Genomic DNA, 24,938 nt, shown 5'->3' on the forward strand with positions numbered 1-24,938 from the left:
TCAGCTCTGGTTGAAGAATCCGCCCTCAGCGATGCGGGCCTTGTCCTCCGCCGTGACATCGACGTTAGCAGGCGACAACAGGAACACCTTCTGCGTCACCCGTTCAATGCTGCCATGGAGACCGAAGACGAGTCCTGCGGCAAAGTCGACAAGTCGCTTCGCGTCCGTATCGTCCATCTCCGTGAGATTCATGATCACCGGAGTGCCCTCACGGAAGTGTTCCCCGATGGTACGGGCCTCGTTGTAGGTCCGGGGGTGCAGCGTGGTGATGCGGTAGGGCTCCCGCTCTGACACGACCTTGGGCATGATCACCGGTGCGTTCTTCTCCATGTTCGGGCGTTCAGGTGTGATGGATGCCACGGGTGCGATTCGGGCGGGTCGCACGCTCTCCGCCGAAATCTGGACGGGCTCCCGCTGCGCGGGCGGCTGCACCGCTCGCACCGGTTCGTCCCGCTCGCGGTCCCGCTCCACCTGATGCGCGGGCTGGTGCCGCCGCCGGTCGCGCTCCGGCTCCGGCTCGGGTTCGAATTCGTCGTCGGGGTCGAACCCCGGACCGTCGTACCCATCGTCCTCCACGAGGCCGAGGTAGACCGCCATCTTGCGCATCGCGCCGGCCATGCTCTGAGTCCTCCGCTCTGTGGTGGATCGGCATCTGTCACCAAGTGCCCGCGATCCACTGAGGCCCTGCCCGCCATCAGCGGGAATGACCATATTTTCTGCTGTGGTCCGACCTGCTTGGCGACGTTACCGGAGCCCGGGTCGGACTCCGAGTACCGCAGTACCGACGCGCACATGTGTCGCTCCGGCCGCAACGGCTTCCTCAAGGTCCGCGCTCATCCCTGCAGAGACCATGTTCGCAGCCGGATGGTTCCCGCGCAGGCGGGATGAGAATTCCATCAGCCGGTCGAACGCCGCGCGTTGCCGTCCCGCGTACGGTCCGGCGAGTGGCGCCACGGTCATCAGACCGTCGAGCCGGAGCCCCGGCGCGGCGTCCACCGCGGCGGCCAACTCCTCGATCCCGTCCGGCGCGACGCCGCCCCGGTCACCGCGCGCGCCGCTCTCGGCGTCGAGTGCGACCTGGATGAGACACCCCAGTTCACGCCCGCCGCGCACGGCGGCGGCCGACAGGGCCGTGACCAACTTCGTCCGGTCCACCGACTGCACGACATCGGCATAACTCGCCACAGAACGAACCTTATTCGTCTGCAGTTGTCCGACAAAGTGCCATGTGAGCGAAAGATCCGAACAAGCAGCCGCCTTGGGTGCCGCGTCCTGATCGCGATTCTCCGCGACGTGGCGCACACCGAGTTCGTGCAGGATCCGCACATCGCTCGCGGGGTAGGTCTTCGTGACCACAATGAGGGTCACTTCTTCCCTTTTGCGACCGGCGGCAGCACAAGCGGAAGCGATACGCGCCTCCACCTGTGCCAGATTCTCGTCGAGTTGAGTTCTACGGTCCGTCATGCCCTATCAGTCCAACCAGACATATCCGGCGAGCCGCCCGGTCGTGCGGTCGCGGCGGTACGAGAAATGGTCGCCCGACTCCAGGGTGCAGGCGGGCGACTTGTGCCGGTCGCGCACCCCGAGGGCTTCGAGCTGGGCGTGAACCCCGGCGGTGACATCCACGGCCGGAGTCCCCCAGCTGGTCTCGGACCACGATTCGGGAACCGCCTCGGCGACCTCGGACCGCATCGCCGCCGGGACTTCGTAACACCGTCCGCAGACGGCGGGTCCGGTGTGCGCGGTGATCCGGGAGGGTTCCGCGCCGAGCTTCACCATGGCCTCGACCACGGCGGGGACGACTCCGGCGACGAGACCGGGGCGGCCGGCGTGGGCCGCCGCCGCGATCCCGGCGACCGGGTCGGCGAGGAGTACGGGGGTGCAGTCGGCGGTGAGTACGGCGAGCGGGAGTCCGCGTCGTGCGGTGACCACCGCGTCCACCGCGGGAATCTCGGAAACGTCTCCCCAGGGACCGTCGACCACGGCCACGTCCCGCCCGTGCACCTGGTTCATCCAGACGACCCGGGCCGGGTCGAGACCGAGGGTCCGAGCAGCGCGCTCGCGGTTGGCGAGCACGGCGGCGGAGTCGTCCCCGACCGCGCCGCCGAGGTTGAGCTCCTCGTACGGAGCGGCGCTCACCCCACCCCACCTGTCGGTGAAAGCGAAGCGAGCGCCGCCTGCCGGGGACACTGCAGTCACTGCGTGGTGCTGACCTATCACTTCAAGAAGTCCGGAACGTCCAGCTCTTCGGCCTGGGAGTCCTGGTAGGGACGGGCCGGCGGGACATGCGGCGGAGAGACCGGCGACATCGGGGTCTCGTTCGCCACCGGTGCGGACTCGGCCTGGGCCGGGATCTCCTCGCGCACCGGCACGGAACCGAGCCCGCCGGACTGACGCACCGGCTCGGCGGCCCGGGCCGGCGGCGCCGTCTCCTCGCGCTTGCCGGCGCCCGCACCGAGGACGTTCTCGCGACGGGCCGGCGGCTGCCCGCCGTCGAAGCCCGCGGCGATCACGGTGACCCGCACCTCGTCGCCCAGCGCGTCGTCGATGACCGCACCGAAGATGATGTTCGCCTCGGGGTGGGCCGCCTCGCTCACCAGCTGGGCGGCCTCGTTGATCTCGAAGAGACCGAGGTCGCTGCCGCCGGAGATGGAGAGCAGGACACCACGGGCGCCGTCGATGGACGCCTCCAGGAGCGGCGAGGAGATCGCCATCTCGGCCGCGGCCACCGCGCGGTCGTCGCCACGGGCCGAGCCGATGCCCATGAGTGCCGATCCGGCCTCGGACATGACCGACTTGACGTCGGCGAAGTCGAGGTTGATCAGACCAGGGGTGGTGATGAGGTCGGTGATGCCCTGGACGCCCGAGAGCAGCACCTGGTCGGCCGACTTGAACGCGTCGAGCACGCTGACCTGGCGGTCCGAGATGGACAGCAGCCGGTCGTTGGGGATGACGATGAGGGTGTCGACCTCTTCGCGGAGCTCGGCGATGCCGTCCTCCGCCTGGTTCGCGCGACGCCGGCCCTCGAAGGTGAACGGGCGGGTGACCACACCGATCGTGAGGGCGCCGAGCGAGCGTGCGATGTTGGCGACGACGGGTGCGCCGCCGGTACCGGTGCCGCCGCCTTCTCCGGCGGTGACGAAGACCATGTCGGCCCCCTTGAGGACCTCCTCGATCTCCTCACGGTGGTCCTCTGCCGCCTTACGACCGACGGCCGGGTTGGCCCCGGCGCCGAGGCCGCGGGTGAGTTCGCGGCCGACGTCGAGCTTGACGTCGGCGTCGCTCATCAACAGGGCTTGCGCATCAGTGTTGATCGCGATGAACTCGACGCCCTTGAGACCGACCTCGATCATTCGGTTGATGGCATTGACACCACCGCCGCCGACACCGATGACCTTGATGACTGCGAGGTAGTTCTGCGGTGCTGCCACGTCGAAGGCCTCTCGCCTCGAGTTACGTGTCGTCGCTTCGCGGGTCTCCCGCTGCGACGACTGATGCCGATGGGGACGGTCCGAACGCCGACCCAAACCCTAACGTTGAAGTTTAGGGTTACCAGTGTGTCTGCTTCTTGGACTCTTCCGAACAGGACACTAAGTCGACACGTGGCGCACGTTCAACGAACACGCCGAACCTCCCGTTTTTCTTTTCACCCTATGTGATCACCCGTAGCGCTGACCAACCAGGGTGCTGGCCAGGTCAAATGTCCGTCAACTGCCGGACACCGCAGGAGCAGTGGGTGCACTTACGTCGAAGTGTCCCGCTTTGGGAGCCGCTTTCATGAGAGCGGTGAGGACTCTTGCCTTCACCGGCCCCTCTTCGCTGCTGCCCCAGACCACCGTTCGGTCCCCGGCCAGTTCCAAGGTGATCGAATCGTACGAGGTGACCCGCACGACCCGGGTGTCCTTGGCGACTGCGGCGGGGAGTTCGCCCGCGACCCGGACTGCTTCCCGCACCAGCCGGCCACTGCTGAAGCGGCGCAGGCTCGCTGCCCGTTCGGGCGTCAGTTCCAGCAGCGGTACGCGCCCGGGCGCGCTGTCCACCGTGGCGAAACGGACACCTTTCGCGTCCACTTCAATGAACTTTGCGCCCTTTTTCACCAACAGGACCGGCTTGCGTTCGATCACTTTAAGTCCGATCTCGTGCGGCCATGACCGCACGACATCCACCGAGTCGATACGAGGCAACTTCTGGCGCAACCTGTCCGCGATGGCGTCCGTGTCCACGGAGATCAGCGGGGCCCCGATCGGCACCGCCGCGGCGGCCTCCACCTCGGCCGGGGTCAGTACGTCGACACCGGTGGTCCTGACGTGTTCGGTCCGGAACCACGACGAGCTGTAGAGCGCCCAGACGGAGCCCGAAGCGAGCAGCAGGACGGCCAGGACGATCACGATCAGTCGTCGGCGGCTGCGCACACTGGGCCCGATGGGGCGCGGCGGGCGGGCCGGCTTGTCCTCCTGATGCCCTGTACCGCGCCGGGCGGTCGTCGGTCCGGCCACGCTCGCTCCTTCACCGGGTCCGGGGGCGCCGCCCCCGGACCCGCCCGCCTCACGCGTTGCGGCGTGCGGCAATCGCCTCGTACACCATGCCGACGAGCAGGTCGTCGGCGTCCCTGCGGCCGAACTCGGCTGCGGCGCGGGACATTTCGTACAGCCGGTGCGGATCCGCGAGCACCGGAAGGACGTTGCCCTGCACCCACTCGGGGGTCAGCGCCGCGTCGTCCACCAGCAGGCCGCCGCCGGCGTTGACCACCGGCTGGGCGTTGAGCCGCTGTTCGCCGTTGCCGATCGGCAACGGAACATAGGCGGCGGGAAGCCCGACGGCGGAGAGTTCGGCGACGGTCATCGCGCCCGCGCGGCAGAGCATCATGTCCGCTGCGGCGTACGCGAGATCCATCCGGTCCACGTACGGTACCGGGATGTAGGGCGGCATCCCGGGCATGTTGTCGATACGCGGCAATTCGTTCTTCGGGCCGACCACGTGCAGGATCTGGATCCCCGAGCGCTGCAGCAGCGGGGCGACCCGCTGGATCACCTCGTTGAGGTGGCGTGCGCCCTGCGAGCCGCCGGAGACCAGCAGCGTCGGCAGGTTGGGGTCGAGGCCGAACGCGGCGCGCGCCTCCGGGCGGACCCGGGCCCGGTCCAGGGTGGCGATGGTGCGGCGCAGCGGGATGCCGATGTAGCGGGCACCGCGCAGTTTGCTGTCGGGGGTGGAGACGGCGACCCCGTGCGCGTACCGCGAACCGATCTTGTTGGCCAGGCCCGGCCGGGCGTTGGCCTCATGGACGACGATCGGCACCCCGACCCGCTTGGCGGCGAGATAGCCGGGCAGGGCGACATAGCCGCCGAAGCCGACCACGCAGTCCGCCTTGGTGCGCTCCAGGATCTGCTCGGCGGCCTTGATGGTGCCGCGCAGCCTTCCCGGGACGGTGATCAGTTCGGGGGTGGGCTTGCGCGGCAGCGGCACGGCCGGGATCAGCGCCAGTTCGTACCCCCGCTCGGGTACGAGCCTGGTCTCGAGTCCGCGCTCCGTGCCCAGGGCAGTGATTCCCACGCTCGGGTCCTGCCTGCGCAGGGCGTCCGCGAGGGCGAGCGCCGGCTCGATGTGGCCGGCGGTCCCCCCACCGGCGAGTACGACATGCACCGAAATTCACCGCTCTCCGGACGGACGCTTCTTGACGCGCCGTCTCATCGTCTTCCATCTCACCCCGGGCCTCCGCATGGCCAGGGCCGCCTTCGCGGCGGGCTCCTCCCGCGCGAACGCGATCAGCAGCCCTACAGCGAACATGGTCGGCAGCAGGGCCGATCCTCCGTAGGAGAACAGCGGGAGCGGGACCCCGGCGATCGGCAGCAGGCCGAGCACCGCACCGATATTGATCACGGCCTGAACCGTGATCCAGGTGGTCACACCTCCCGCGGCGTACCTCACGAAGGGGTCCTCCGTGCGTCCGGCCACGCGGATACCCGCATAGCCTAGAGCCGCGAAGAGGGCGAGCACCGACAGCGTCCCCGCCAACCCCAGTTCCTCACCGGTGATGGCGAAGATGAAGTCGGTGTGAGGTTCAGGCAGTTGGCCCCATTTTTCCACACTCGCACCAAGTCCCGATCCGAACAATCCGCCGGACGCCAGAGCATAGATGCCGTGTACGGCCTGCCAGCACGAGCCGTCGGGGCCGGGTTCGCTGACCCCCATGCAGCTGAGCCGGGACATCCGGTTCGGACTGGTCTTGATCAGCAGGAAGACCAGGGCGCCCGCGACGGCGAGCACCCCGGCGAAGAGCCGGGTGGGTGCCCCGGCCAGCCAGAGCAGGCCGAAGAGGATCGCGGTGAGAATGATCGCAGTTCCCATGTCGCCGCCGAGCATGATCAGCCCGAGGAGCATGAAGGCGACCGGGACGAGGGGAACCAGCATGTGTTTCCACTGCACCAGCAGCCGTCTGTCCTGCTTGCGGGCGAGCAGATCGGCCCCCCAGAGGATCAGGGCCAGTTTGCCGAACTCACTGGGCTGGAGCTGGAAGGGGCCGCCCAGGTAGAGCCAGTTCTGGTTGCCGTTGACCGACATCCCTATCCCCGGCACCTGGACCAGCACCATCAGGAAGACCGTGCCCATGAGCAGCGGGTAGGCGAGCGCCCGATGGAGCTTGACGGGCATCCGGGAGGCGGCCACCAGCAGGACGGAGCCGATGACGGCCGCGAGGAACTGCTTGCGGAAGAAGTAGGTGCCGGGCTTCGAGAGCTCCAGGGCCTTGATCATCGAGGCGGAGTAGACCATCACCAGGCCGAGCACGGTGATCAGCAGTCCGGCGCCGAGGATCAGGTAGTACGCGGTCAGTGGGCGGTCCCAGGCCCGGCGTGCCTGCTCGTAGATCCGTCGCACACCGCCGCCGCCGCGGGGGGTGCGCGGGCCGGAGCCGTCACGGCTTCGGGAGCGCGGTACCGACGCGGGCTGCCGGGCGCCCGCCGCCAGTCTGCCGCGCAGGGCGAAACCGGCGGGCCGAGGGGGCCCGGCCTGCAGCGGTGGGGCGAGCACCCCGCTCATCGCCGCGGTCACCCGTGAACGGTCTGGGCCACGCGCGGCGGAGCTCTCGTCGGCCGGCATTGTCGCTGTCCCCTCCACTGCTCGTGCCCGGGGCTGCTGCCGAGGGCCAGGGCGTGCGGCGGAGCCGCCCGCCGTACCCGGTTGTCCGGGACAGTACGGCGCGGCGGCCGGGCTCGTCAGGCGCTCTCGTCGGCGAGTGCGCGAACCGCGTCCGCGAATGCCTCGCCCCGCTTGTTGTAATTGACGAACATGTCCATGGAGGCGCAGGCCGGGGCCATCAGTACGGTGTCTCCCGGCCGGGCGAGCCGTGCCGCCTCGCGGACCGCCTCGGACATCGCCCCAGTGTCGGTCCGGTCGAGGTCGACGACCGGGACCTCGGGGGCGTGTCGCGCGAGGGCTTCGCGGATGAACGCCCGGTCGCGGCCCATGAGTACGACGCCGCGCAGCCGCTTCGCGGCCCCGGTCACCAGTTCGTCGAAAGTGGCGCCCTTGGCGAGGCCGCCGGCGATCCAGACGATCGGGTCGTACGCCGCGAGGGAGGCCTCCGCGGCATGGGTGTTGGTGGCCTTGGAGTCGTCGATGTAGGCGACTTCGGCGACGTCCGCGACATGTTCGATGCGGTGCGCGTCGGGGCGGAAGGCTCGCAGACCGTCCCGAACCGCCCGCGGCTCGACGCCGAACGCGCGGGCCAGTGCCGCGGCCGCCAGGGCGTTGGCGATGTTGTGCGGGGCGGGCGGGTTGACGTCCCCGACCTCGGCGAGCTCCTGGGCCTGCTTCTGCCGGTTGGTCACGAAGGCCCGGTCGACGAGGATCCCGTCGACGACGCCCAGCTGGGACGGGCCGGGGGTTCCGAGGGTGAAGCCGATGGCGCGGCAGCCCTCTTCGACGTCCGCCTCCCGGACCAGGTCCTCGGTGGCCTTGTCGGCCGCGTTGTAGACGCAGGCGATCCGGTTGCCTTCGTAGACCCGGCCCTTGTCCGCGACGTACGCCTCCATGGAGCCGTGCCAGTCGAGGTGGTCGGGCGCCAGGTTGAGGACGACCGCGGAGTGGGCGCGCAGCGAGGGCGCCCAGTGCAGCTGGTAGCTGGAGAGCTCGACGGCGAGTACGTCGTACGTCTCGTCACCGAGCACCGCGTCGAGCAGGGAGACGCCGATGTTCCCGACGGCCGCCGTGCGCAGCCCGGCCGCCTCCAGGATCGAGGCGAGCATCCGTACGGTCGTGGTCTTGCCGTTGGTGCCGGTGACGGCGAGCCAGGGTGCCGGCTCCCGGCCGTTCAAGCCGCGCAGCCGCCAGGCGAGTTCGACGTCGCCCCAGACCGGGACGCCCGCCTCGGCGGCTGCTGCGAAGAGCGGCTTGTCGGGTTTCCAGCCCGGGGTGGTGACGATGAGCTCGGTGGACTCGGGCAGGGTCGCCCCGTCGCCGAGGCGCACGGTGATGCCCTGCGCCTCCAGCTCCGCGGCCTGCGTACGGGAACGCTCGTCGTCCCCGTCGTTGACCACCGTGACGATGGCGCCGAGGCCGTGCAGGACACGGGCCGCGGGGATACCGCTGACGCCGAGCCCGGCGACGGTGACGTGCTTGCCCTGCCAGTCCTGATTGCTCACTTGGCGGCTGCCCACCCTGCGTAGAAGAGACCGAGTCCGACGATCACGCACATGCCCTGGATGATCCAGAACCGGACCACGACAAGGACTTCGGACCACCCCTTGAGTTCGAAGTGGTGCTGGAGCGGAGCCATCCGGAAGACCCGCTTGCCGGTCATCTTGAAGGAGCCGACCTGGATGACCACGGACATGGTGATCATCACGAAGAGGCCGCCGAGGATGGCCATCAGGAATTCGGTGCGGGAGCAGATCGCGAGACCCGCGAGCGCGCCGCCGAGGGCCAGCGAACCGGTGTCGCCCATGAAGATCTTGGCCGGCGAGGTATTCCACCACAGGAAGCCGAAGCAGGCCCCCATCAGCGCGGAGGCGACGACCGCGAGGTCGAGCGGGTCGCGGACCTCGAAGCAGGCGTTGGGGTTGGTCAGGGAGACCGCGTTGGCGCAGGACTCCTGGAACTGCCACAGCCCGATGAAGGTGTACGCGCCGAAGACCATCACGGACGCGCCGGTGGCCAGGCCGTCCAGACCGTCCGTCAGGTTCACGCCGTTGGACATGGCGAGGATCATGAACAGCGCCCAGACGACGAACAGCACCGGCCCGATCGACCAGCCGAAGTCCGTGACGAACGACAGCTTGGTGGAGGCCGGGGTGTTGCCGCGGCCGTCGGCGAACTGCAGCGACAGCACCGCGAACGCGATACCGACGATCAGCTGGCCGGCCATCTTCGCCTTGGCCCGCAGGCCCAGCGAACGCTGCTTGACGATCTTGATGTAGTCGTCGAGGAACCCGACCAGACCCATGCCGGTCATCAGGAACAGGACCAGCACGCCGGAGAAGCGCACCTGCTCGCCGGTGATCACCTTCGCCAGGACGTACGCCATGAGCGTGGCCAGGATGAAGGCGATGCCGCCCATCGTGGGCGTCCCCTTCTTGCTGCCGTGGGTGCGCGGGCCGTCGTCGCGGATGAACTGCCCGTATCCCTTGCGGGCCAGGAGCTTGATCAGCAACGGGGTACCGACCAAGGTCAGGAAGAGCCCGATGGCCCCCGCGAAGAGGATCTGCCTCATCGGCCGGTGACCTCGCCCTCGGTCGAGTTCTCCAGCAGTGCCTGGGCGACCTGTTCCAGGCCGGCCGACCGGGACGCCTTCACCAGCACGACGTCTCCCGCGCGCAGTTCACTGCGCAACAGGTCGACGGCCGCCTGTGCGTCGGACACGTGCACCGACTCCTCACCCCACGAACCCTCGTTGTATGCGCCCAGTTGCAGCCAGGAGGCTTCTCTGCCCCCGACCGCGACGAGCTTGCTGACGTTGAGCCGGACGGCGAGCCGTCCGACCGCGTCGTGCTCGGCGAGCGAGGCGTCGCCGAGCTCGGCCATGGGACCGAGCACCGCCCACGTACGACGCCCCTTCCCCATGGCCACCAGCGCGCGCAGCGCTGCTCGCATGGATTCGGGGTTCGCGTTGTAGGCGTCATTGACGAACGTCACGCCGTCCGGTCGCTCGGTGACCTCCATGCGCCAGCGGGAGAGGGTGCCCGCCTCGGAGAGCGCCTCGGCGATCTCGTCTGCGGACAGGCCCAACTCATGGGCGACGGCGGCCGCGGCGAGCGCGTTCGACACGTGATGCTCACCGTACAGGCGCATGGTCACATCGCTGCACCCGGTGGGTGTGTGGAGCGTGAAAGCAGGGCGTCCGTCGTCGGTGAGACGGACGTTCTCTCCCCGTACGTCCGCTTCCGCGGCTTCGCCGAAGAGCAGCACCCGGGCCTTGGTGCGGGAGGTCATGGCGCGCACGAGCGGGTCGTCGGCGTTGAGGACGGCGAGTCCGTCCTCGGGGAGCGACTCGACCATCTCGCCCTTGGCGATGGCGATCTGCTCCCGGCCGCCGAACTCACCGATGTGCGCGGTGCCGACGTTGAGGACGAGGCCGATCCGCGGCGGGACCAGGCCGGTGAGGTAGCGGATGTCGCCGATGTAGCGGGCACCCATTTCGAGGACGAGGTGCTCGGTCTTCTCGGTGGCGCGCAGGGCGGTGAGGGGCAGGCCGATCTCGTTGTTGAGATTGCCCGCCGGGAAGACGGTGGGCCCCTTGCGCTCCAGCAGCTGGGCGATCAGGTCCTTGGTGGAGGTCTTGCCCGCGGAGCCGGTGAGGGCGACGACGGTCGTGCCGAGGCGTTCGACGACGGTCCGGGCGAGGGCGCCCAGCGCGGCCACGACGTCGTCGACGACGATGGCCGGGACCCCGACGGGGCGGGTGGCGAGCACGGCCGCCGCGCCCGCCTCGACGGCGCGCTGCGCATAGTCGTGGCCGTCGACCCGCTCGCCGGCGAAGGCGACGAACAGGCTGCCCTGCTCCACCGCTCGGGAGTCGATGACGACTGGCCCGCTGACGGTCGCTGCCGGATCCGGTATGTCGTGCGGCTGCCCGCCGACGATTTCGGCGATCTCGGCGAGGGTAAGGGTGATCACTTGGTCATCCCTGACTGTTGTTCTCGTGGGTGTGGGCGAGTTCCGGGACGGCCACCGGGGTGTCGTCGGCGCTCGTGTGCCCCGTGGACCGTGCGATGGCCGCGCGCAGCACCGTGCGGTCGTCGAAGGGGCGTACCACTCCGTGGATGTCCTGGCCCTGTTCGTGGCCCTTGCCGGCGATCAGCACGGTGTCGCCGGGCCGGGCGCGGGCGACCGCGATGGCGATGGCGGCCGCCCGGTCGGCGTCGACCAGGACGTCGCCGCGCTCGTGCGGCGGCACCTCGGCGGCGCCCGAGAGCATGGCGGTCAGGATGGCCAGGGGGTCCTCGGAGCGGGGGTTGTCTGAGGTCAGTACGGCGGTGTCGGCGAGCCGGGCAGCGGCCGCGCCCATCGGGCCGCGTTTCGTCGTGTCGCGGTCGCCTCCGCAGCCGAGCACGACGTGCAGCTTGCCCTCGGTGACCTTGCGCAGGGAGCGCAGGACGGACTCGACGGCGTCGGTCTTGTGTGCGTAGTCGACGACCGCGAGGTACGGCTGTCCGGCGTCGACGCGTTCCAGCCGGCCCGGGACGCCGGGGACGGCGGCGACCCCGTCGGCCGCGGTCTGCGGGTCGACGCCCGCGACGGCGAGGGTGACGATCGCGGCGAGGGCGTTGGCGACGTTGAACGGGCCCGGCAGCGGAGCGCCCGCGGTGATCCGCTCGTCCTTGGGGCCGACCACGGTGAAGGTGGATCCCAGCGGGCCGATTTCGACGTTCTCGGCACGCCAGTCGGCATCCGGGTGGCCCTCTGCGGAGAAGGTGACGACCGGCACGGTCGCCTCCGTGACCAGCCTGCGGCCGTACGCGTCATCGAGGTTGACGACGCCCTGCCGGCTGCGCTGCGGGGTGAACAGCTGTGCCTTGGCCTGGAAGTAGTCCTCCATGCCGGAGTGGAACTCCATGTGCTCCGGGCTGAGGTTGTTGAAGACGGCGACGTCGAAGACACAGCCGTCGACCCGGCCGAGGACCAGCGCGTGGCTGGAGACCTCCATGGTGACCGCGTCGACGCCGCGCTCGCGCATGACGGCGAAGAGGGCCTGGAGATCGGTGGCCTCGGGGGTGGTGCGCTCGGACTTGATGCGCTCGTCGCCGATCCGCATCTCGACCGTGCCGATCAGCCCGGTGCTGCGTCCGGCGCCCCGGAAGCCGCCCTCGACGAGGTACGCGGTGGTGGTCTTCCCGGACGTTCCGGTGATGCCGACCTGGAGGAGGCCGGCGCCGGGCCGCCCGTAGATCTCGGCGGCGAGTTCGCCCATCCGGCCGCGCGGGTTCTCGGTGACCAGCACCGGCAGTCCGGTGGCGGCGGCGCGTTCGGCGCCCGCCGGGTCGGTGAGGACCGCTGCCGCGCCGAGGCCGGCCGCCTGGGCGGCGAAGTCGGCGCCGTGGAACCGGGCGCCGGGCAGCGCCGCGTACACGTCGCCGGGCCGTACCGCCCGCGAGTCATGGGTGATGCCGGTGACCTCACCGGATCCTGGCGGTTCGACTCCCAGCCGGGCTGCCAGCTCGCCGAGGGGGGTCGGCTGGAGCCGGTCCGGGCGGGGCGCTCCCGGGTAGTTCACAGGCGCGTCCTTCTGGGTGGTTTGGGACTGTTCAGCGTGGGGCACGGCGGTGAGCGTACCGGGCGCACCCGGCCCCTCGCGAAGTGAGGGGGCCGGGCCGGGGTGGTTCCCGTTCCGCTTTCCGGGATCAGGGGCGATGGTTGTCACTGGCTGGTTACCCCGAGTTCACTCGCCGGGCTGGAAGGACACCGGCAGCCGGGCGGGCTTGCTGCCGGACGGTGCGATCTGGAGCGTCTTCAGTGCGAACTCCATGACCTGCTTGTAGATGGGACCGCAGATCTGGCCGCCGAAGTAGCTGCCCTTCGTCGGGTTCTGGATCGCACAGTAGACGGTGATCTGCGGGTTGTCGGAGGGCGCGAAGCCCGCGAAGGACGCGGTGTAGCCGTGGTATCCGCCGCGGACCGGATCGACCCGGTTGGCCGTCCCGGTCTTGCCCGCGACCCGGTAGCCGGGGATCCGGGCCTTGGTGCCGGTGCCCTCCTCGTCACCGACCACCGACTCCAGCATGCGTGCGAGCGACTTCGCGGTCTTCTCGCTGACCACCCGGGTCTGTTCGGGAGCGTCCGCGGGGGTGAACCGGCCGTCGGCGCCCTTGGTACCGCGCACCAGCGTGGGCTGGATCCGGACACCGCCGTTGGCGATCGTCGAGTAGACCGAGGCGGCCTGCATGGCGTTGAGCGAGAGGCCCTGGCCGAACGGGATCGTGTACTGCTGGGAGGTCGACCAGTCCTGCGGCCGGGCGAGGATGCCGGGGGTCTCCCCCGGGTAGTCCAGCCCGGTCGGGCTTCCGATGCCGAACTTGCGCAGGTACGAGTAGAGGACCTTGTTGGCCGCGGCCTGGGTCTTGCCGAGCTGTCCGGTGGCCAGGATGGTGCCGATGTTGCTGGACTTGGCGAGCACGCCGTTGAGCGTCAGGTACCAGGTGATGTGGTCGATGTCGTCCCTGAAGAGCCGGTCGCCGCGGTGCAGCCGGTTGGGGACCGTGACGTGGGTACCGGGGCCGGCGGCCTTCTCCTCCAGCACGGCGGCCATGGACATGACCTTGCTGGTGGAGCCGGGCTCGTACACGTCCTGCAGCGCCGCGTTGCCCAGCGACGCCGCGTCGGCCTGCGAGAGGTCGTTGGGGTCGAAGCCGGGGGCGTTGGCCATGGCGAGCACCTCACCGGTCCGCGCGTTCTGCACGATGACGTAGCCGCGGTCCGCCTTGGACTTCTTCACCTGCTTCGAGATGGCCTGCTGAGCGGCCCACTGGATGTCCCGGTCGATGGTCAGCTCGATGTCGGAACCCGCGACGGCCGGGACCTCCCTGGTGCCCGCAGTGGGCACCCGGCGGCCGCCGGACTGGGCGTACTTGATCTCGCCGTCCTTGCCCGCGAGCTCCTGGTCCAGCTGCGACTCGAGGCCGCCCGCACCCCTGCCCTCGGCGTTGACGTAACCCAGTATCCCGGCGGCCAGCCCGCCGTTGGGGTAGACCCGCTTGGTGGTCGCCTCCTGGAAGACACCGGCCAGCACATTGGCGCCGGTGCCGCCGTCGGCCTTGTCCTTCTGCGCCTTCTCGGCGAACACGGACTTGAGGTCCTTGATCTGCTTCCAGACCTGCGGGGTCTGCCGGCGGGCCAGGACGGCGTACCGGCTGTTCGGCTTCGAGAGCTTCTCCGTCAGCTCCTCGGCGTCGACGCCGAGGATGGGGGCGAGGAGGGCGGCGGCCTGCTGCGGTGCGTCCGGGGCCTTGCTGTCCTCGGGCGTGAACATCTTGGGGTCGGCGGTGATGTTGTACGCGTCGACGCTGGTGGCCAGGGCGATACCGCTGCGGTCGGTGATCTCGCCGCGCTCGGCGGAGATCGTGTACTCGAGGTAGCGGTTCTTCTCGGCCTTGGCGGCATACGCGCTGGCGTCGACGGCCTGGACCTGGAGAAGCCGGACGACGAACGCCAGCATGACGAGCGTCAGCGCCAGACTGACCAGGCGGAGCCGGGGACGCGGGCTGCCCAGCCGCAGCGGGCGCGACGACGGTCTGCGCGGCGCGTGGCCGCGCGGGGCCGCCGACGACGGGCGACGGGAGGCGGGCCGGGGGCGGGCCTGGCCGGGGGCGGCGCTGCGGGGGCGCGCGGGGCCGGGGACCCGGCGGCGCGGTGGTTCCTTGGAGGGCACTGCATCACCTGCCGGGGCTCGTCGAGGACTGGTGTGCCGGGGTGCTCGGCTGCGCGGCCGAGGTACTGGGCTTCGTGGCGGGCGGCGCGGAGGCGGAACCGGAGGGCGGGGGCGCCGGCGACACGGAGTGCGACGGCGAGGCGGTGACCGGCGGCGGGGCCTTCCGGGGCTGCGCCGGGGCGACGACCTCGGAGGGAACACCGCGGACCGTACCGCCGGGGCCGAGGAAGGCGGGGCTGCCGCCGGGCACCATGCCGAGCTCGCGGGCGCGCCGCTCCAGGGCGTCCGGCTCGGAGCGGCCGTCGACATCCCGCTGGAGGGCCTGCTCCTCGTCGGTGAGGTCGGTGGTCCGCTTCTTCAGCTCGCTCAGCCTGAACGATCCTTCGTTGAGCGCGGAATTCAGCAGCAGAAGGGTGATCAGACCGCCGCCGAGGAGCAGCACGATCAGCAGGACGAAGGGCGTACGTGCCGCGTTGCTGGGCCCGGAGGGCATCAGCCGCACGAGCCGCGCGGCCCGTCCCCTCAGCTGTCCTGCCGGTCGGCTCACCGCGCCACCTCGACCTCTCCCGGTGCCGTGCCGGCCGGGCCGGCCGTGCTCATCGTTCCTCCTCGCGGATCCGCTGGGCGCCGCGCAGCCGGGCGGGGGCGGCGCGCCGGTTCTCGGCGACCTCCTCCTCCGTGGGCAGTTCCGCGCCGCGGGTCAGGAGCTTCAGCCGGGGCTGGTAGCGCTCGGGGACCACGGGCAGTCCGGGCGGCGCCGTGTTCGCGGCACCTGCCGCGAAGACCTGCTTGACCAGCCGGTCCTCCAGCGAGTGGTACGAGAGGACGGCGATCCGGCCTCCCACGGCGAGGGACTCCACGGCGGCCGGGATCGCCCGCTCCAGGACGGTGAGCTCGCCGTTGACCTCGATGCGCAGGGCCTGGAAGGTGCGCTTGGCGGGATTGCCGCCGGTGCGCTTGGCGGCCTGCGGCAGCGCGTCACGGATCAGCTCGACGAGCCGGGCGCTGTTGCTGAACGGCTCCTTCTCGCGCTCGCGCACGATCGCGGAGACGATCCGCTTGGCCTGCTTCTCCTCGCCGTACGCACGCAGGATCCGGACGAGCTCGCCCGGCGGGTAGGTGTTGAGCACCTCGGCCGCGCCGATGCCGGTCGTCTGGTCCATCCGCATGTCGAGCGGGGCGTCCTGGGCGTACGCGAATCCGCGGTCGGCCTCGTCCAGCTGCATGGAGGAGACCCCGAGATCGAACAGGACGCCCTGGACCTTGGGGACACCGAGCCGGGCGAGCACCTCGGGCAGCTCGTCGTAGACGGCGTGCACCAGCGTGGCCCGGTCACCGTACGGGGCGAGCCGCTCACCGGAGAGGCGCAGGGCTTCCTTGTCCCGGTCCAGTGCGATCAGCCGTGCGGACGGGAAGGCGGCGAGCAGGGCCTCGCTGTGGCCGCCGAGACCGAGGGTGCAGTCGACCACCACGGGCTGCTGCGGGCTCGGTGCTTCCAGAGCCGGGGCCAGCAGGTCCAGGCATCGCTGGAGCATCACCGGGACGTGTCGGGTCTGGCTCATGCGCCCTCTCAGGCTCAGGTCCCGTGTGGCTGCACGTGCGGCCTGGTCCCCGCCCGCTCGGAAGGGGAGGTCAGCCGGCGCCGGGGAAGTGGCGTCGGCCGACCGGCGAGCGGGAGAGGGCCGGGCCGTACGTACGCCGCGCACACAGGGGAAATCTTCGGAAATGTGCAAGCTCTCGGTAACTTCCCGTCACTTTAGTCCACCCTGCCATTCGATCGATTCCCGATCAATCAACCGGACAGCGCGTCGCCCGGCCCGCCGTTCACCCGGACGGGCGATCCGGCGCGGGGCCTGTGGGTTACCTCACAACAAGCCTCGTTGACGTTCTTTGTCCCTTCCCACAGCACGCCAGGGCGCTTCGCGACAGCTAACGTCATATCCATGTCGACTACCGCGCAGTCCCCCACCGAGCACTCCGCACCCGCTGCCGGACAGGCCCTCACCGGCGGTACGGTCACCGACCGGCTGGTCGAGGCGAACATCCGTTACGCGGCCGAATTCGACGATCCGGGCATGGACGCGCGGCCGGTGCTGAAGGTCGCCGTGGTCGCCTGCATGGACGCCCGGCTCGACCTCCACGACGCGCTCGGCCTGGCGCTCGGCGACTGCCACACCATCCGCAACGCGGGCGGTGTGGTCACCGACGACGTGATCCGGTCCCTGACCATCAGCCAGCGGGCGCTCGGCACCCGCAGCGTCATACTCATCCACCACACCAACTGCGGCCTCGAGTCGATCACCGAGGAGTTCCGGCAGGAGCTGGAGGTGGAGGTCGGCCAGCGGCCGGTCTGGGCCGTGGAGGCGTACAAGGACGCGGATCAGGACGTACGGCAGTCGATGCAGCGCGTCCGCACCTCGCCGTTCCTCCTGCACACCGATGACGTCCGCGGCTTCGTCTTCGACGTGACCAGCGGCTTGCTGCGGGAGATCCTCCCCACCAGCTGACGTCCGAGGCTTCGCGGCGGGCACCAAAAATTCCCGCAACCCCGACATTTCGCTCCCACTTGTCCACAGGCGAGTGACACGAAGCGGTAACGGCAACAAGAATGCGGGTGTGACATCCCGCCGGACGCGTCCGAGGGGTGTCCGAGTTTCGGGGTGGCCGGTCCAACGACAGCGCATCGGCCCGTGAATGGGGTACCCCCCTGCTCCTCGGGAGCAGGGGGCAGGGCCGAGGAGGGCCGGGGTGACGACCTATGACGATCGAGCGAGCCTCACAGATCTGACGACCACAGCTGAGCGGGTGCGCAGGTCGGTGGAGGCTGTGATCGAGGGCAAGCCTGAGGTCGTACGGCTTTCGCTGACCGTGCTGCTCGCGGAGGGGCATCTCCTCATCGAGGATGTCCCCGGGGTGGGCAAGACCATGCTGGCCAAGGCGCTCGCGCGGTCCATCGACTGCTCGGTGCGGCGCATCCAGTTCACACCGGATCTGCTGCCTTCGGACATCACGGGGGTGTCCATCTTCGACCAGCAGCAGCGCGAGTTCGAGTTCAAGCCGGGCGCGATCTTCGCCCAGATCGTGATCGGCGACGAGATCAACCGCGCCTCGCCGAAGACGCAGTCCGCACTGCTGGAGTCGATGGAGGAGCGCCAGGTCACCATCGACGGGCACAGCTACGAGCTGCCCGACCCCTTCATGGTGGTGGCCACCCAGAACCCGGTGGAGATGGAGGGCACGTATCCGCTGCCCGAGGCCCAGCGCGACCGGTTCATGGCCCGGGTGTCGATCGGCTATCCCAGCGCGGAGGCCGAGCTGCAGATGCTCGATGTCCACGGCGGGGTCTCACCGCTCGACGATCTGCAGCCGGTGGCGCACGCCCACGACATCGTGAAGCTGATCGAAGCGGTACGGACGGTCCATGTGGCCGATTCGGTACGGCGGTACGCGGTGGAGCTGGTCGGGGCCACCCGTGTCCACCCCGATCTGCGGCTCGGCGCCTCGCCCCGTGCCACGCTGCATCTGCTGCGCGCCTCGAAGGCCTCGGCTGCGCTGAGCGGGCGGGACTACTGCCTTCCGGACGATGTGCAGGCGCTGGCGGTCGCGGTCCTCGCGCACCGGCTGCTGCCCACCGCCCAGGCCCAGTTGAACCGCCGTACGGCTGAGCAGGTCGTGCTGGAGATCCTGCAGCAGACACCGGTGCCGACCGCCGGCGGCGGTACGGCTGTCCCGGCGCCGTCGCCGCACCAGCCCGGCGCCGCGGTGTACGGCCGGCAGCAGCCGCCCGGCATGCGGCGGGTGTGATGGCCGCCGGGGGGCCCGCCGCGATGAACGACGGCGACGACAAGGGCGGTCTCCGGGCCGCGCTGGGCGGGCTGACCACGCGCGGGCGGTCCTTCCTCGCGGCCGGGATCGCGGCCGCGGTCTGCGCGTACGTGCTGGGCCAGGGGGATCTGCTGCGGGTCGGGATGCTGCTCGCCGTTCTGCCGCTGGTCTGTGTCGCGGTGCTCTTCCGCACCCGCTACCGGGTCGCGGGCACCCGGCGGCTCTCTCCGTCCCGGGTCCCGGCGGGCACCGAGGCGCGGGTGCATCTGCGGATGGAGAACGTGTCGCGGCTGCCCACCGGGCTGCTGATGCTGCAGGACCGGGTGCCGTACGTTCTGGGGCCACGGCCCCGGTTCGTGCTGGACCGGGTGGAGGCGGGCGGTGCCCGCGAGGTGTCGTACCGGGTCCGGTCGGATCTGCGCGGGCGGTATCCGCTCGGACCGCTGCAGCTGCGGCTCAGCGATCCGTTCGGCATGTGCGAGCTGACCCGCTCGTTCAGCGCGTACGACACCCTGGTCGTCATCCCTCGGACCGAGCCGCTGCCGCCGATGCGGCTGGCGGGCGAGGCCTCCGGGTACGGCGAGGGGCGGCAGCGCTCCCTGGCGCTGGCCGGTGAGGACGACGTGATTCCGCGCGGCTACCGGCACGGCGACGATCTGCGCCGGGTCCACTGGCGCTCCACCGCGCGGTACGGCGAGCTGATGGTGCGCCGCGAGGAACAGCCGCAGCGGGCCAGGTGCACGGTGCTGCTGGACACCCGGCGGATCGCCTATCTGGGGATCGGTCCCGACTCCGCCTTCGAATGGGCGGTGTCGGGGGCCGCGTCCGCTCTGGTGCACATGCTGGAGCGGGGCTTCGCGGTGCGGCTGCTGACCGACGACGGAAGCTCGGTGCCGGGGCACGGCGAGGGAGGCTTCGCCGGATCCACCCAGGAGTCCGCCGACTCCGCGGGGCTGATGATGGACACGCTCGCGGTCGTCGACCACTCCGACGGGGACGGCCTGTCGCGCGCGTACGACGTGCTGCGCGGCGGCAACGAAGGGCTGCTGGTCGCCTTCTTCGGCGATCTGGACGAGGAGCAGGCGGCAGTGGCGGCCAGGATGCGTCAGCGCAGCGGCGGTGCCGTCGCATTCGTGCTGGACAGCGAGGCCTGGGCGCACGGCGATCCGCAGGAGGCCGCACGCGAGGCGTCGCAGGAGCGGTTGCGGCTGCTGCGCGAGTCGGGCTGGACGGTGGTCCCGGTGGAGCCCGGAGCGAAGCTCGCCGAGCTGTGGCAGCTGGCGGGACAGCAGAGTTCCGTGACGCAGTCCGCCCTGTCGAACGGCGCCACGGGCGGGACGACAGGTTTCACCGGGGGATGGTCATGAGGTTTCGGCGGGGGACGGTCATGAGGGGACGGTCATGAGCGGTCGCGGTCGGCTGGCGCTCTGCGCCTTTGCGGCGACGCTGTTGGCGGCGGGGTCGATGCTGCCGTTGGTCGACCGGTCCTACTGGATCCTGCAGGCCACCTTCCTGCTGGCGGTCCAGAGCGGGGTGGGCGCGCTCGCCCGCCGGGCGCCGCTGCCGCGGCTGCTCACCATCGCGATGCAGTTCCTCGTCGCTCTGGTGCTGGTGACCGTGGTGTTCGCCCGGGGCCAGGCCGTGCTCGGCTTCCTGCCCGGTCCCGAGGCCGTCCAGCGGCTCGCGGACCTGCTGACGACAGGCGTGGACGATGTCGGCAGGTACGCCATTCCGGCGCCCGCGACGGAGGGCATCCGGCTGATGCTGGTCGGCGGCGTGTTGCTGGTCGGGCTTGTCGTGGACACCCTTGCGGTGACGTTCCGCAGCGCGGCCCCGGCCGGACTGCCGCTCCTCGCGCTCTACTCGGTGGCTGCCGGACTGTCCGGCGGCGGCGGTGCGGGCTGGCTGTGGTTCCTGCTCGCGGCCTGCGGCTATCTGCTCCTTCTGCTGGCCGAGGGCCGGGACCGGATCTCCCAGTGGGGCCGGGTCTTCGGCGGCGTGGGCCGGACACCGGCCGGTCGGGATGCGTCGGGCGGCCAGGTGCACGCCCCGGTCCGCACCGGCCGGCGGATCGGTGCGCTGGCGCTGGGGATCTCCCTGGCCGTGCCGGCGGCGCTGCCCGCGCTCGACGGCGGCGTGCTGGCCGGTTCGGGGAGCGGGGCGGGCAAGGGCGGAGGCGGCGGCACGATCTCCGCGGTCAACCCGCTGGTCTCGCTGCAGAACGATCTGAACCAGCCGGAGAACCGGCAGGTGATGTCGTACCGCACCAATTCCACCCGTCCCCAGGACTTCTATCTGCGGATCCTGGCCCTGGACCAGTTCACCGGAAGCGAGTGGCGGCCCTCGCGGCGCAGCCTGCAGGACGTACCGAAGCGGCTTCCCGATCCGGCGGGACTGGCTTCGGACGTCGCCGTCACGGAGATCAGGACGAACGTCTCCGCGTCTCGCTCGTACCAGCAGACCTATCTGCCGCTCCCCTACCCGGCTGCCGAGATCAGGATCGACGGGCGCTGGCGGTACGAGCCCGAGGGGCGCACCCTCGTCGGTGACCGGGGCCAGACGACCCGCGGGGCGACGTACCAGGTCTCCAGCCTGGTGGTGCAGCCGACCGCGGATCAGCTGGCCGCGGCGGTCCCGGCACCGGCCGCGCTGCGGAACGAGTACACCCAGATCCCCGGCTCGCTCCCGAAGGTGGTCAAGGAGACGGCGGAACGGGTGACGAAGGGCTCCACCAACGACTACGAGCGAGCGGTGAAGCTGCAGAACTTCTTCGCCTCGGAGGGGGACTTCACCTACGACACCTCGGTGACCTCCGGCACCGGCTCGGCGGCGATCGCCCGCTTCCTGAAGGACAGGCGGGGCTTCTGCGTCCACTTCTCGTTCACGATGGCCGCGATGGCACGGACGCTGGGCATCCCGGCCCGGGTCGCAGTGGGCTTCACGCCCGGCACCGTGCAGACGGACGGTTCGGTGTCGGTCGGACTGCGCGATGCGCACGCCTGGCCCGAGCTGTACTTCCAGGGCATCGGATGGACCCGCTTCGAGCCGACGCCGTCGCGGGGCAGCGTGCCCACGTACACACAGCCGGACGCGCCCACCGGCGACACGACCGCCCCGAGCGGGCCGGAGGCGAGTGCCGCGGCCGCCCCGCGGGCAGCGCCCTCCGCGTCGGCGAGCTGCTCGTCGCAGCAGAGCAGGCAGGGCGATTGCGGCCCCACTGCGGCACCGGGCTTCGCGGCTCCGCAGGACCCCGGGACGCCCACGAGCACCATCGTCTGGGGTGCCCTGGCGATCCTGCTGGTGCTCACGCTGCCGCTGCTGCCGATGTTCTGGCGGGTCCGGGTGCGTACACAGAGGCTGAACGCGTCCTCGGGCCGTACGCCGGCGGATGCGACGGCCAGGACGCTGGCTGCGTGGCTGGAGATCACCGACACGGCGTGGGACCACGGCATCGGCCCCGACGATTCGCAGACGCCGCGCAAGGCGGCGGCGCGGGTGGTGCGGCTGGGGCAGCTGGACCCCGACGAGGCCGCCGCCGTGCACCGGGTGGCGGGGGCGGTGGAGCAGGTGCTGTACGCCCCGGAGCCCCGGGCGGCCACGGGGCTCACGGAGGACGTGGAGACGGTACGCAGCGGGTTGCGGGCCTCCGCCGACCGCTCCGCCCGGATCCGGGCGGTCCTGGCACCGCGCTCGACGGCACGTGCGGTGTGGGCGGCCTCCGAGCGCTGGTCCGCGCTGACCGGCCGGTGGGCGGCACGGTGGAGCGGGTTGCCGCGGTGGCCGTCCCGGCAGCAGGGCTGAGGGGCGCGGCCGGCGGCCGCGCCCCGTCCCGCACGCTCTGTGCCGGATCGGCTCCGCCCTCGGCCGTGCGACGGCGGAGAGCGAAAGCCGTGGGCGGTTCGGATCGGAGACCGCGCGGCACCGCAGCACAGGGCGTGCAGCCCGCGCGGGTGGTACGCAGACATGGGTGAGGGGCGGCCGCGCTCATGCGGCCGCCCCTGACCCACACACGTTCAGAAGGGGTTACTGACCCTGTTCGTCACGGCGGCGCTGCCACCGCTGCTCGATCCGGTTCATCACGGTTCGGCGTTGCTTGGGGTGTCGGCGTCCGCTCCCGCTACCGGCAGCCTGCTGCTCGCCGGGCTTGGGCGCCTTGCGCCAACCGGTGACCGCAAGGACCGCACAGCCCAGCATGACGAGGAACCCCACCACGCTGATCCAGATCTGCTTGGCGACCATTCCGGCCATGAGGAGCGCGATACCCACCAGGAATCCTGCGACCGCCTGGTAGACCCGTCGCCGGGTGTACGTACGCAGCCCGCTTCCCTCGAGCGCTGTCGCGAACTTGGGATCTTCGGCGTACAGCGCTCGCTCCATCTGCTCGAGCATTCTCTGCTCGTGCTCCGAGAGCGGCACGGAGTCCTCCTCGTCGTCGGCCACGGGGGGCGGCCGGTTTGCGGCCCTTCCAGGATAGGCAGGGATTCGCCCCCGTGAAACCCGCCCTCATTGCCAATCAGCCAGTCCGGGCCGCCACGACGGCACAGCTGCTGAGGCGTTGATTCCCCAACCTCCGATCCGTCATGCCGGATGGTGTCCCCCGATCATACGGTGACTGGAGCCCGATCGGGGGTCCTGGGGCGTACTCCGTATGCAGCTGCGTTGCTGATCAGCCGCGCTACGGCCGGGCGCGGCCCGGTACCGGCCCGTGCCGGGGCCCGGCTACGCCCGGACCCGGCCGCGGGCTCAGGTGCGCTTCGTGCCCAGAACGTGCAACTGGGTCGCGACCGAGTGGAAGGCCGGCAGTTCCGCAACCGCGCTCTCCAGCTTCAGCAGCGCCTCCATCGCTCCGGGCTCGGTGTCCACCAGAACGCCCGGAACGAGGTCGGCGAAGACCCGTACACCGTGGACCGCGCCGACCTCCACGTCCGCCGCGGAGACCAGTTCGTTGAGCTGCTCCGCGGTGTAGCGCCGGGGCATCGGGTCGCCGTCGCCCCAGCGGCCCGCGGGGTCACTGAGCGCCTGCCGGGCCTCGGTGAAGTGGCCGGCGAGGGCCCTGGCGAGGACGGCGCCGCCGAGGCCGGCGGCGAGCAGGCTCAGCGCACCGGCCGGGCGGAGTGCCTCGACAGCGTTCCGCACGCCCTCGGCGGGGTCGTCGACGTACTCCAGGACGCCATGGCACAGCACCGCGTCGTAACCACCGCGCTCGGCCACCTCGAACAGGCCGAGGATGTCGCCCTGGACGCCGCGGACCCGGTCGGCGACTCCGGCCTCGGCGGCGCGGCGCTCCAGCGCGAAGAGCGCGTTGGGGCTGGGGTCGACGACGGTGACCCGGTGGCCGAGCCGGGCGACCGGCACCGCGAAGTTTCCGGTGCCTCCGCCGGTGTCCAGGACGTCCAGGGCGTCCCTGCCGGTCGCCTTGACCTGACGGTCGAGGGCGTCCTTCAGGACCTCCCAGACCACGGCGGTACGGAGGGAGGCGCGGGGGCGCAGCTGGTCCGACACGGCAGTTGACTCCTCGGCACGGTGCCGCCACTGCGGGCGGAGCGTGAACGGTGCAGGTGATGCAGGTGCTGTCCACCCTATTGCCTCGGACCGCTGCGGCCGTCATCCCGCGTCGGGCCGCTCCTTCCGGGCCTGCGGGAGCGTCGGCTGGAGCGCCAGGAGCCGCTCCACCAGGCGCAGGAACATGGCGGCGTCGCGCAGCAGATCATCGGCGTCGCGGCTGCCGGCCGCCCCCGGTATGCCCGCTTCCGCCCGGGCCCTGCGGCGGGCCCCCGAGGCGAACAGGGCGCTCCATTCGGTGAGTTCCGGGGCGATCTCCGGGAGGACCTCCCAGGCGCTGCGGATCCTCTCCCTGCGTCGCCTGGTCGTTTCGGGCCGGCCGCGGGCGGCGAGCACGGCGGCGGCGGTGCGCAGCGCGGCGAGATGGGCGGTGGCATAGCGCTCGTTCGGCACGGGGAGAACGGCGGCCTCGTCGAGGCCGGCGCGGGCCTGGGCCAGCAGATCGAGGGCGGCGGGCGGCGCGGTGGTGCGGCGCAGCACCGGGTGGACGTCGTTCGCCGGACCGCTCGATGCCGCGACGGGTCCGGTCGGTGAGGGGGCAGGGCCGCCTGCGCGGCACCGAGAGGCGGCTGCTGCGGACGAGTTGGCCATGACGAACCTCCTGTCGTCGTGTGACGGCTCCGTGGCCGTATGCATCCATCGTGGGGCCCACCACTGACAATCCACCTCGGCTAGCCCTTGACCTGGCCTTTTG

General features: G+C 70.8%; 21 protein-coding genes. 4 read left to right on the top strand and 17 right to left on the bottom strand.

What is annotated here, in order from left to right:
• The 14 genes from sepF to rsmH form a co-directional block, all read right to left on the bottom strand.
• Nucleotides 1–618, bottom strand: a complete 618-nt coding sequence (sepF, locus tag LRD69_RS07140) for a cell division protein SepF (RefSeq protein ID WP_277325710.1) — start codon at nucleotides 616–618, stop codon at nucleotides 1–3.
• 126 nt (nucleotides 619–744) lie between these two features.
• Complete coding sequence (locus tag LRD69_RS07145) at nucleotides 745–1,464, bottom strand: YggS family pyridoxal phosphate-dependent enzyme (protein ID WP_277325711.1); 720 nt, start codon at nucleotides 1,462–1,464, stop codon at nucleotides 745–747.
• Between the two features lie 6 nt (nucleotides 1,465–1,470).
• On the bottom strand, nucleotides 1,471–2,220 hold the full coding sequence (gene pgeF / locus LRD69_RS07150) for a peptidoglycan editing factor PgeF (RefSeq protein WP_277325712.1): 750 nt from the start codon (nucleotides 2,218–2,220) through the stop codon (nucleotides 1,471–1,473).
• On the bottom strand, nucleotides 2,217–3,431 hold the full coding sequence (gene ftsZ / locus LRD69_RS07155; RefSeq protein ID WP_277325713.1) for a cell division protein FtsZ: 1,215 nt from the start codon (nucleotides 3,429–3,431) through the stop codon (nucleotides 2,217–2,219). The genes pgeF and ftsZ overlap by 4 nt, the downstream gene beginning before the upstream one ends.
• A 276-nt stretch (nucleotides 3,432–3,707) precedes the next feature.
• Nucleotides 3,708–4,496, bottom strand: coding sequence for an FtsQ-type POTRA domain-containing protein (locus LRD69_RS07160; RefSeq protein ID WP_277325714.1), 789 nt, complete (start codon nucleotides 4,494–4,496; stop codon nucleotides 3,708–3,710).
• Between the two features lie 49 nt (nucleotides 4,497–4,545).
• Nucleotides 4,546–5,640 carry an undecaprenyldiphospho-muramoylpentapeptide beta-N-acetylglucosaminyltransferase gene (gene murG / locus LRD69_RS07165; RefSeq protein WP_277325715.1) on the bottom strand — a complete coding sequence of 365 codons (1,095 nt, stop codon included), beginning with the start codon at nucleotides 5,638–5,640 and terminating at the stop codon, nucleotides 4,546–4,548.
• A 6-nt stretch (nucleotides 5,641–5,646) separates the two neighbouring features.
• A complete protein-coding gene (ftsW, locus tag LRD69_RS07170; RefSeq protein WP_277325716.1) occupies nucleotides 5,647–7,095 on the bottom strand; it encodes a putative lipid II flippase FtsW in 1,449 nt (482 codons plus the stop codon).
• Between the two features lie 116 nt (nucleotides 7,096–7,211).
• Entirely contained in the window at nucleotides 7,212–8,639 is a 1,428-nt protein-coding gene (murD, locus tag LRD69_RS07175; protein ID WP_277325717.1) for a UDP-N-acetylmuramoyl-L-alanine--D-glutamate ligase, read from the bottom strand.
• Entirely contained in the window at nucleotides 8,636–9,706 is a 1,071-nt protein-coding gene (gene mraY, locus LRD69_RS07180; RefSeq protein ID WP_277325718.1) for a phospho-N-acetylmuramoyl-pentapeptide-transferase, read from the bottom strand. The genes murD and mraY overlap by 4 nt, the downstream gene beginning before the upstream one ends.
• The gene (murF, locus tag LRD69_RS07185) at nucleotides 9,703–11,109 is read right to left on the bottom strand and encodes a UDP-N-acetylmuramoyl-tripeptide--D-alanyl-D-alanine ligase (RefSeq protein WP_277325719.1); all 1,407 of its coding nucleotides are present in this window, start codon (nucleotides 11,107–11,109) and stop codon (nucleotides 9,703–9,705) included. Before murF ends, mraY begins: the two co-directional genes overlap by 4 nt.
• Before the next feature lie 4 nt (nucleotides 11,110–11,113).
• Nucleotides 11,114–12,706, bottom strand: coding sequence for a UDP-N-acetylmuramoyl-L-alanyl-D-glutamate--2,6-diaminopimelate ligase (locus LRD69_RS07190; protein ID WP_277325720.1), 1,593 nt, complete (start codon nucleotides 12,704–12,706; stop codon nucleotides 11,114–11,116).
• Nucleotides 12,707–12,871: 165 nt separating this feature from the next.
• Nucleotides 12,872–14,857, bottom strand: coding sequence for a penicillin-binding transpeptidase domain-containing protein (locus LRD69_RS07195; protein WP_277325721.1), 1,986 nt, complete (start codon nucleotides 14,855–14,857; stop codon nucleotides 12,872–12,874).
• Between the two features lie 4 nt (nucleotides 14,858–14,861).
• A complete protein-coding gene (locus LRD69_RS07200) occupies nucleotides 14,862–15,404 on the bottom strand; it encodes a hypothetical protein (protein WP_277325722.1) in 543 nt (180 codons plus the stop codon).
• 49 nt (nucleotides 15,405–15,453) lie between these two features.
• The gene (gene rsmH, locus LRD69_RS07205) at nucleotides 15,454–16,419 is read right to left on the bottom strand and encodes a 16S rRNA (cytosine(1402)-N(4))-methyltransferase RsmH (protein ID WP_277325723.1); all 966 of its coding nucleotides are present in this window, start codon (nucleotides 16,417–16,419) and stop codon (nucleotides 15,454–15,456) included.
• 381 nt (nucleotides 16,420–16,800) lie between these two features.
• Here rsmH and LRD69_RS07210 point away from each other — a divergent pair, with 381 nt between their 5' ends.
• The 4 genes from LRD69_RS07210 to LRD69_RS07225 all read left to right on the top strand — a co-directional run bounded on the left by LRD69_RS07210 (nucleotide 16,801) and on the right by LRD69_RS07225 (nucleotide 22,483).
• On the top strand, nucleotides 16,801–17,364 hold the full coding sequence (locus LRD69_RS07210) for a carbonic anhydrase (protein ID WP_277325724.1): 564 nt from the start codon (nucleotides 16,801–16,803) through the stop codon (nucleotides 17,362–17,364).
• A 241-nt stretch (nucleotides 17,365–17,605) separates the two neighbouring features.
• A complete protein-coding gene (locus tag LRD69_RS07215; protein ID WP_277325725.1) occupies nucleotides 17,606–18,661 on the top strand; it encodes a MoxR family ATPase in 1,056 nt (351 codons plus the stop codon).
• Nucleotides 18,661–20,049, top strand: coding sequence for a DUF58 domain-containing protein (locus tag LRD69_RS07220; protein WP_277325726.1), 1,389 nt, complete (start codon nucleotides 18,661–18,663; stop codon nucleotides 20,047–20,049). The genes LRD69_RS07215 and LRD69_RS07220 overlap by 1 nt, the downstream gene beginning before the upstream one ends.
• Before the next feature lie 34 nt (nucleotides 20,050–20,083).
• On the top strand, nucleotides 20,084–22,483 hold the full coding sequence (locus tag LRD69_RS07225) for a DUF3488 and transglutaminase-like domain-containing protein (protein WP_277325727.1): 2,400 nt from the start codon (nucleotides 20,084–20,086) through the stop codon (nucleotides 22,481–22,483).
• Nucleotides 22,484–22,705: 222 nt separating this feature from the next.
• Here LRD69_RS07225 and LRD69_RS07230 read toward each other — a convergent pair whose 3' ends face one another.
• The 3 genes from LRD69_RS07230 to LRD69_RS07240 form a co-directional block, all read right to left on the bottom strand.
• Entirely contained in the window at nucleotides 22,706–23,098 is a 393-nt protein-coding gene (locus LRD69_RS07230; RefSeq protein WP_277325728.1) for a DUF3040 domain-containing protein, read from the bottom strand.
• A 327-nt stretch (nucleotides 23,099–23,425) separates the two neighbouring features.
• Nucleotides 23,426–24,184: a methyltransferase gene (locus LRD69_RS07235; protein WP_277325729.1), complete on the bottom strand. Its 759-nt coding sequence runs from the start codon at nucleotides 24,182–24,184 to the stop codon at nucleotides 23,426–23,428.
• Between the two features lie 102 nt (nucleotides 24,185–24,286).
• Nucleotides 24,287–24,835 carry an SAV_6107 family HEPN domain-containing protein gene (locus LRD69_RS07240; RefSeq protein WP_277325730.1) on the bottom strand — a complete coding sequence of 183 codons (549 nt, stop codon included), beginning with the start codon at nucleotides 24,833–24,835 and terminating at the stop codon, nucleotides 24,287–24,289.
• Nucleotides 24,836–24,938 lie beyond the last annotated feature (103 nt).

It is taken from the genome of Streptomyces sp. JH14, from assembly GCF_029428675.1.
Lineage (GTDB): Bacteria > Actinomycetota > Actinomycetes > Streptomycetales > Streptomycetaceae > Streptomyces.

Bases quoted from the DNA above. Each gene is read 5' to 3' on its own strand.
- sepF (WP_277325710.1), bottom strand. From the start codon at position 618: ATGGCCGGCGCGATGCGCAAGATGGCGGTCTACCTCGGCCTCGTGGAG.
- LRD69_RS07210 (WP_277325724.1), top strand. From the start codon at position 16,801: ATGTCGACTACCGCGCAGTCCCCCACCGAGCACTCCGCACCCGCTGCC.
- LRD69_RS07220 (WP_277325726.1), top strand. From the start codon at position 18,661: ATGGCCGCCGGGGGGCCCGCCGCGATGAACGACGGCGACGACAAGGGC.
- ftsW (WP_277325716.1), bottom strand. From the start codon at position 7,095: ATGCCGGCCGACGAGAGCTCCGCCGCGCGTGGCCCAGACCGTTCACGG.
- rsmH (WP_277325723.1), bottom strand. From the start codon at position 16,419: ATGAGCCAGACCCGACACGTCCCGGTGATGCTCCAGCGATGCCTGGAC.
- LRD69_RS07225 (WP_277325727.1), top strand. From the start codon at position 20,084: ATGAGCGGTCGCGGTCGGCTGGCGCTCTGCGCCTTTGCGGCGACGCTG.
- LRD69_RS07145 (WP_277325711.1), bottom strand. From the start codon at position 1,464: ATGACGGACCGTAGAACTCAACTCGACGAGAATCTGGCACAGGTGGAG.
- LRD69_RS07240 (WP_277325730.1), bottom strand. From the start codon at position 24,835: ATGGCCAACTCGTCCGCAGCAGCCGCCTCTCGGTGCCGCGCAGGCGGC.
- mraY (WP_277325718.1), bottom strand. From the start codon at position 9,706: ATGAGGCAGATCCTCTTCGCGGGGGCCATCGGGCTCTTCCTGACCTTG.